Source organism: Pseudomonas sp. EL_65y_Pfl1_R83, assembly GCF_963970695.1.
GTDB classification, from domain to species: Bacteria; Pseudomonadota; Gammaproteobacteria; order Pseudomonadales; family Pseudomonadaceae; genus Aquipseudomonas; species Aquipseudomonas tritici.
This window is the reverse complement of record NZ_CAXAQI010000103.1, coordinates 1-656: the sequence shown is the minus strand read 5'-3', so window position 1 is coordinate 656 and position 656 is coordinate 1. Positions and strand designations below refer to the sequence as shown.

The 656-nt window shown below is 65.5% G+C and carries 2 protein-coding genes; both read left to right on the top strand.

The genetic code is table 11. The features are described from left to right. Window positions 1-73 precede the first annotated feature (73 nt). Window positions 74-406 (top strand): hydroxyisourate hydrolase, encoded by a 333-nt coding sequence (gene uraH / locus AACY08_RS27860; RefSeq protein WP_299109464.1) that lies wholly within the window; start codon window positions 74-76, stop codon window positions 404-406. A gap of 3 nt (window positions 407-409) precedes the next feature. After that, the coding region (locus tag AACY08_RS27855) for a bile acid:sodium symporter (protein WP_339472319.1) at window positions 410-656 on the top strand (247 nt) is incomplete at its 3' end.

Below are 656 nucleotides of genomic sequence, written 5' to 3'. Positions count from 1 at the left end.
CGATCGTCGCCGACTATCTCGGCTATGCCGAGCCGGAGTTCGTCGGACGCTGGCCGCGTATCGAGGCGGCGGCATGAGCCTCTCAACGCATGTCCTCGACACGAGCGCCGGCATACCGGCAGCGGGGGTCACGCTGAAGCTCGCGAGGGGCGATCTGACACTTTTCTCAGGCGAGACCGACGCAGATGGCCGCTGTGCCGGCCTGCGAACGCTTTCGATCGCCGCAGGGGTCTACAGCCTAAGATTCTCCGTCGCAGCCTATTTCCGCGCGAGAGGGATTGCATTGCCCGATCCGCCTTTCCTCGATGTCGTGACGATCGACTTCGGGATCGCCGAGGCGGACGCGCACTACCATGTGCCGCTCCTCGTCTCGCCATTCGCTTATTCGACCTATCGCGGGAGCTGAACCGTGCGGGCCTTTCTCGCCTTCTTCGAGCCGTTCATCCTCATGCTGCTCGGCACGGTCGCGCTCGCGTCGTTCCTGCCCGCGCGGGGCATGTGGCAGGCGATCGCGGGTGATATTGCCACCGCCGCGATCGTGCTGCTCTTCTTCCTGCATGGGGCTAAGCTCTCGCGCCAGGCGATCCTCGATGGCGCCCGCCACTGGCGGCTGCACGCAGCAACGCTCGCCACGACCTTCCTCCTGTTCCCAGCCC